Below are 6,804 nucleotides of genomic sequence, written 5' to 3' on the forward strand. Positions count from 1 at the left end.
TTTAACTAATTGGAAGATGTTTCAACTTTGAGATAGATGATTTGTTGTTGGCTGCTGTGACTGCGGTATTGGGTGAATCCGTCTCCGGCATGTTCAGCATCTTCGCTGACATAACCGATTTCCAGCCACGCACCCAGTTGCCCGACCACGGTTGTGATGACATCGCTGTGGTTAATCGTGTCAGTGCCATGCGACATCTTACTGAAGAAAGGATGAATTTCAACCCGGACCTGATTGTCTGGCAGCAATACAGGAATGGCCTGAAAACCATTCTCGGTTGATATGTAATCGGTGTGACTCTGTACCCCCACACCACCGCGCGGCCGGATAAATACCAGATGTTGCTGACGGGCTATATCCTGCCCCATGCTGATGGAGACCGGTTGACCGGCAATGCCTCTGGCGCGGTATTGCTGATCCTGATGACGACTGTCGCGGCTGGACCAGCGCCTAATGGCAACAGCGCCATCAATATCCTCACCCGTTTCCAGTGTTATCTTGTCTCTGGCTTTATACCGATTGCCGAGTTGCTGATTGGTTCTGAGTACTGTGATATTGAGCGATTGCAGCGGCACATCGAGTTTTTTCAGCAGCGCTTCAACATTGGCAACCGTCGCATTGTCCGCCTTCAGAATCAGCATATCGCCATAGGCTCTGGCCGTGGCGTTTGCAGGCAGGAAAGCCTCGATATGCGGTAATACCTCAGAGGCCAGACGGTGTTTGAGGGTAATAGTATGTATGCTGTTGTTGGCTGCAAGCGCCTGTGAAAACAGGCAACACAGCCCGATAAACCAGATTTTCATAGATGCAAACGTCTTGTATTGATGTCCTGGCTACTGTGGGTCCAGACTTCTTCGAAGTTTTGTTTCAAATCACGTACCCGGGCGGGCGCGTTAAACTCGGCCTGCCCCTGGTAACGTGAATGATTGGGGCAATATAAACAGGCTTTTGCATCAATCAGCATGAACATTTGCCGGGTTTCCTGGTAGGGTTTGCTGGCAATATGAATGTGTATTTTACTGCTGAGACGTTGTGCCAATGGCAGCAGTCGATGATTTTGACTGACATTTTTCTGCGTATCAAACACCACCAGCCGGATCTGGGTACGCGGACTGCGCCGGGCAAACTCACTCAGTTGTGCAATCACGGCTTCGTTATCAAACAGAACCGGATCGATAGTCGGTCCGAAAAAACAGATTTCCTGGCTGGCTGTTGCAATCAACTTCAGCATTAGCGCAGCAGCCTGATCCCGACTGTCGAAAGCAACCGTATTATCGTTAGTCGGAGTCAGGTCAGCCATCACTCAACCGTTTCTAGCCTGCTCTGCGGCGTTGCCGATATAACCGGCTGGTGTCATCGCTTTCAGGCTGGCTTTGGCCTCTTCCGGCATATCCAGACCATCAATGAAGTCCTGCATGATCTGCTTGTTTACACGTTGGCCACGGGTCAGGTCCTTCAATTTCTCATACGGATTTTCGATACCGTAACGACGCATGACAGTCTGGATGGGTTCAGCCAGCAACTCCCAGTTGGCATCCAGATCGGCAGCCATGGCTTCCGGGGACGGATCCAGTTTGCTAATGCCTTTCAACGCAGAGCTGAAGGCCAACAGCGAGTGGGCAAAACCAACACCGAGATTACGTAATACGGTAGAGTCGGTCAGGTCACGCTGCCAGCGGGAAATAGGCAGTTTCAGTGCCAGATGATCAAACACGGCATTGGCGATGCCCAGATTGCCCTCTGCATTTTCAAAGTCTATAGGGTTGACTTTATGCGGCATGGTAGATGAGCCGATTTCACCTTTAATGGTTTTCTGTTTGAAATAACCGATGGAAATATAGCTCCATACATCACGGCAGAAGTCGATCAATACGGTGTTAAAACGAATCATGGCCTGGAACAGTTCAGCCATGTAGTCATGCGGCTCAATCTGTGTGGTGTATTGATTCCAGCGCAGTCCCAATCCGGTGACAAACGCATGCGCCATCATCGGCCAGTCGACTTCAGGATAGGCCGCATAGTGGGCGTTGTAGTTACCAACCGCACCGTTCATTTTGCCGTAAAGCAATACCGCGGCGACATGGGTACGTTGCAGTTCCAGACGTTGCACCACGTTGGCCAGCTCCTTACCCAGCGTAGTGGGAGATGCTGGTTGGCCATGTGTGCGTGACATCATCGGGGTGTCAACGTGCTGCTGTGCCAGTTTGCGGATGGTAGCAATCAATGTGTCCATTTGCGGCAGAATGACTTGTTCACGCGCATTTTTCAGCATGATGCCGTAGGCGGTATTGTTGATGTCTTCGGAGGTGCAGGCAAAATGCACAAACTCACTGACTTTGTCCAGTTCGGCATTGGCCTTGAATTTTCTTTTGATAAAGTATTCAACGGCTTTGACGTCATGGTTGGTTTCACGTTCGATAAGCTTGATGTCTGCCGCATCTTCAACAGAGAAGTTGTCGATCATTGCGTTGATGAATATTTCCGCTTCACTGCTCAGCTTGGGGACTTCCTGAATATCGGCATTGTTGCCGAGCAGGTGCAGCCAGCGCAGTTCAACTTCCACGCGGGCACGCAATAAGCCGTATTCACTGAAAAACGGGCGCAAAGCCTGAGTTTTATCAGCATAGCGACCATCAACCGGTGATATCGCGGTCAAAGCGGTTAAATCCATGAAAACTCCATTGAAAATAAGAAAGAAATTGCCACAAATTATAGCAGAACTCACTTGTGGTTCGATGGCTTTGCTTATTTTCCGGTAAAGATTTTGCTCATTTTCAGGTAAAATGGTGAAGTTTACTTTCCTAACTCTGGGGTAATAATCTGTGCTGACCGAATATCAATCTCATGTCGAAGAACGTGCCCAGCAAGGGCTGCCACCTTTACCACTGAATGCCGAACAGGTTTCAGCACTGATTGAACAGCTGAAACAAGGCAAAAATGAAACCAGTGAGCAACTGCTTGATTTGCTGATTCATCGTGTACCGCCCGGTGTTGATCAATCTGCATATGTAAAAGCCGGCTTTTTGACTGATATTGCCAAAGGCGACGTCAGCTGTGAACTGATTGGGCCGGTGCAGGCCACCGAGTTACTCGGTACGATGATGGGGGGCTACAACGTTCAGTCTCTGATTGAACTGCTTGATAGCGAACAGACTGCGGCGGCGGCAGAGAAAGCCTTGTCTAAGACTTTAATGGTCTATGACGCCTATCATGATGTGGTTGAGAAGGCTGAAACCAATGATTATGCCAAACGTGTTGTTGAGTCATGGGCACAAGCTGAATGGTTTTTATCCCGTCCTAAACTGCCGGAAAGCATTACGTTGACCGTATTTAAAGTCCCTGGCGAGACTAATACCGATGATTTGTCACCGGCCACCGAAGCCTGGAGTCGTCCTGATATTCCGTTGCATGCCAAAGCCATGTTGCAAAGCAAAATGCCGGATGCGCTGGAACAAATCGAAGCACTGAAACAGAAAGGACACCCTCTGGCTTATGTCGGTGATGTGGTGGGTACCGGTTCATCGCGCAAATCAGCCATCAACTCGGTTTTGTGGCATATGGGGCATGATGTGCCTTATGTACCGAACAAGCGTCAGGGTGGGGTGATTCTGGGTAATAACATTGCACCGATTTTCTTTAACACCGCGGAAGATTCCGGTGCCATGCCGATAGAGTGTGATGTACAGAAGCTTGAAAGCGGCGATGTGATTACCATTTATCCTTACGAAGGCAAGATTCTGAATGAAGCCGGTGAGCTTGTCAGTGAATTTAATTTACGTCCGACTACCCTGGCAGATGAAGTCCGTGCCGGTGGCCGCATTCCGCTTATTATCGGGCGTGGCCTGACTGATAAAGCCCGTGAAACGCTGGGTTTGCCGTATTCAGATATTTTTGTGCGGCCGGTAGATCCTGCCGATACCGGAAAAGGTTTCACGCTGGCACAGAAAATGGTCGGTCGTGCCTGCGGAGTTGAAGGTGTACGCCCCAACACATATTGTGAACCTAAAGTCACTACCGTCGGCTCGCAGGACACCACCGGCGCAATGACCCGTGATGAACTGAAAGAACTGGCCTGCCTGGGGTTCTCGGCTGATCTGGTGATGCAGTCTTTCTGTCATACCGCTGCCTATCCGAAGCCGGTCGACATCAAATTGCAACATGAACTGCCTGACTTTATCAGCACTCGCGGTGGCGTGTCGTTACGTCCCGGTGACGGTATTATCCACTCCTGGTTGAACCGCATGATTTTGCCCGATACTGTCGGCACCGGCGGCGATTCGCATACCCGTTTCCCGATAGGTATCAGCTTTCCGGCCGGTTCCGGTTTAGTTGCATTCGGTGCTGCTTTGGGCGTGATGCCTTTGGATATGCCCGAATCAGTGCTTGTGCGTTTCAAAGGTGAAATGCAGCCTGGTATTACCTTGCGTGATCTGGTCAATGCGATTCCTTATGCAGCGATTCAGCAGGGTCTGCTGACAGTCGAGAAGAAAGGCAAGAAAAATATCTTCAACGGCCGCGTTTTGGAAATCGAAGGGCTGCCTGATCTGAAAGTCGAGCAGGCGTTTGAATTGTCCGATGCCTCGGCAGAACGTAGCGCTAACGGTTGTACCGTACGTTTGAACCAAGCGCCGATTATCGAGTTCCTCAACTCCAATATCTCATTGATGGAATGGATGATTGCCGAAGGGTATCAGGATGCCCGTACCTTGCAACGCCGTATTGATGCGATGAAAGCCTGGCTCGATGATCCGCAACTGCTGGAAGCGGATGACGATGCCGAATATGCGGCTGTGATCGAAATCGATCTGAACGAGATTAAGGAACCGCTACTGGCGTGTCCGAACGATCCGGACGATATCAAGCCGCTGTCTGAAGTGCAGGGCGTTAATGTCGATGAAGTCTTTATCGGCTCCTGCATGACCAATATCGGTCACTACCGTGCTGCCAGCAAAGTGCTGGAGAATATGAGTAACCTGCCGGTTAAATTGTGGATCGCGCCACCGACTAAAATGGACAAGCACCAGTTAACGGAAGAGGGGGTGTATTACACCTTTGGCCGCGTCGGTGCCAGAACCGAAACGCCGGGTTGCTCTCTGTGTATGGGTAATCAGGCCCGGGTCGCGGACGGCGCGACAGTGGTATCGACTTCGACTCGTAACTTCCCCAATCGGCTGGGTAATAATGCTGATGTGTATTTATCTTCAGCAGAACTGGCAGCGGTCGTCGCAAGCTTGGGGCGTCTTCCTACAGTGGCTGAATATCTGGAAGCGGTCGCCGGAATCAGACCGATGGCGGCAGAGATTTATCGCTATCTCAACTTTAACGAGTTGGACGAATATCGTCGTGCTGCGAGTTAACAAGCCGGGTTAAGTTGTTTTGAAAGGCTGTTTTCTGACCAGGAAACAGCCTTTTTTATTGCAGGGTTTGCTATGAATTCCAGCATACAAATCATTCCGCCTTTAAATCTGGCCCTGGCTTTTATTCCGGTTGCGCTGGTGCTGATAGTGATGTTCAAGTGGTCCCTGCAGGCAGGGAATGCTATCTATGCGATTATCCGGATGCTGATTCAACTGCTGCTGGTCGGTTACATTCTGACTACGATTTTTGCTGCTGAGCAGGCATGGATTGTGGTTGCGGTGATGCTGGTCATGGTAACGGCGGCCAGCTGGATTGCCCTGGGGACGGTAAAACGTAAACGCAAACAATTGTTCGGATATGCCTTCTGGGCGATTGCGAGCGGTGGCTGTTTGACGCTGATATTGGTTACTCAAGGCGTGATTAACCTGGAACCCTGGTATGAGCCGCGATATATGATCCCGCTGGCCGGGATGACCTTTGCTAATTCAATGATAAGCGTTAGTTTGGCGGCAGAACGCCTGCAAGCTGAGTTATCGCGTGATATTGAATTCGGGCAGGCCAGAAATGAAGCCTTTCGGGCGGCTTTTATACCCACGATTAATTCGATGCTGGCGGTAGGGCTGGTCTCTTTGCCGGGCATGATGACCGGGCAGATCTTGTCCGGCGTTTCGCCGATTGTGGCTGCCCATTATCAGATTGTGGTGATGTGTATGATTTTCGGTTCAGCAGGGTTGTCGACGGCGTACTTTCTGTGGCTCAGCAGGAAAGTCTTTGAGCAAGGAAGCACGTAATATACCCAATCCACCATTTTGAGGTGGATTGGGTATACAATAAATTGCGCTGGCTTTTTGTTCAGCTTGAGGCGTAAAGCGCTTCGGCAGCAGCGATGATTTTGTTGCTCTGGAACAGAAACTGCCAGCGGCGTCCGCCTTTCTGCCGCCATAACACAGCGGCCCGAATACCCGAAAGCAGCAAAGCTCTTATGCGATTCACATTGTCTGGCTGTTGCAAAAAGCCGGGATCGCCATAGACTTGAATCTGCGGTTTTAATTCACTCACTGTGCGATGGTAGATATCGGCAAAACGGGCAATGACCTGAGGGGTATTGATACCGTCGAAGTATTCAATATGCTGGGGTATCTGTTCAATTTCACGGCTGATGATATCCATCATTGCCGGCCGTTTGGCAAGTTGCCGTTCTAGATGCAGCAGGCTGATTATATAGCGCAGCAATACTACATCTTTTGTATCTTTCTTTTTTGACAACTGCATATTGAGTTCGCGAATGCCGCTGCGCAAATTGCCAATGCCGTCATAGACGGCTTCAGTGGTAGCGGCATTTTCAACAACCAGGCTGTTGAGCATGGTTTCCAGTTCAGCCTGATCGACCTGACCGGTTTCGGCAATCTGTTTCACCAGTGATGCAGCCTGCACCACCGCAGCCAG

Annotated in this window: 6 protein-coding genes; 2 read left to right on the plus strand and 4 right to left on the minus strand. The window is 50.3% G+C overall.

The features are described from left to right. Positions 1–5: 5 nt before the first annotated feature. The 3 genes from OMP95_RS09550 to purB are packed head-to-tail and all read right to left on the minus strand — an operon-like array spanning position 6 to position 2,671. A complete protein-coding gene (locus OMP95_RS09550; RefSeq protein ID WP_266328206.1) occupies positions 6–803 on the minus strand; it encodes a hypothetical protein in 798 nt (265 codons plus the stop codon). Beyond that, complete coding sequence (locus OMP95_RS09555; protein WP_266328208.1) at positions 800–1,300, minus strand: hypothetical protein; 501 nt, start codon at positions 1,298–1,300, stop codon at positions 800–802. Before OMP95_RS09555 ends, OMP95_RS09550 begins: the two co-directional genes overlap by 4 nt. A gap of 3 nt (positions 1,301–1,303) precedes the next feature. After that, complete coding sequence (gene purB / locus OMP95_RS09560) at positions 1,304–2,671, minus strand: adenylosuccinate lyase (protein ID WP_266328210.1); 1,368 nt, start codon at positions 2,669–2,671, stop codon at positions 1,304–1,306. 151 nt (positions 2,672–2,822) lie between these two features. Between purB and acnB the strand changes: the two genes are divergently transcribed. After that, entirely contained in the window at positions 2,823–5,357 is a 2,535-nt protein-coding gene (gene acnB, locus OMP95_RS09565; protein ID WP_266328212.1) for a bifunctional aconitate hydratase 2/2-methylisocitrate dehydratase, read from the plus strand. 72 nt (positions 5,358–5,429) lie between these two features. Next, on the plus strand, positions 5,430–6,149 hold the full coding sequence (locus OMP95_RS09570; protein WP_266328214.1) for an ABC transporter permease: 720 nt from the start codon (positions 5,430–5,432) through the stop codon (positions 6,147–6,149). 61 nt (positions 6,150–6,210) lie between these two features. On the opposite strand, the gene hflD is transcribed toward OMP95_RS09570, so the two are convergent. Then, a partial coding sequence (gene hflD / locus OMP95_RS09575) for a high frequency lysogenization protein HflD (RefSeq protein ID WP_266328216.1) occupies positions 6,211–6,804 on the minus strand: 594 nt, incomplete at its 5' end.

Origin of the sequence: Methylophaga sp. OBS4 (assembly GCF_026319305.1) — a bacterium.
Taxonomy (GTDB): domain Bacteria; phylum Pseudomonadota; class Gammaproteobacteria; order Nitrosococcales; family Methylophagaceae; genus Methylophaga.

Bases quoted from the DNA above. Each gene is read 5' to 3' on its own strand.
- OMP95_RS09555 (WP_266328208.1), bottom strand. From the start codon at position 1,300: ATGGCTGACCTGACTCCGACTAACGATAATACGGTTGCTTTCGACAGT.
- OMP95_RS09550 (WP_266328206.1), bottom strand. From the start codon at position 803: ATGAAAATCTGGTTTATCGGGCTGTGTTGCCTGTTTTCACAGGCGCTT.
- purB (WP_266328210.1), bottom strand. From the start codon at position 2,671: ATGGATTTAACCGCTTTGACCGCGATATCACCGGTTGATGGTCGCTAT.
- OMP95_RS09570 (WP_266328214.1), top strand. From the start codon at position 5,430: ATGAATTCCAGCATACAAATCATTCCGCCTTTAAATCTGGCCCTGGCT.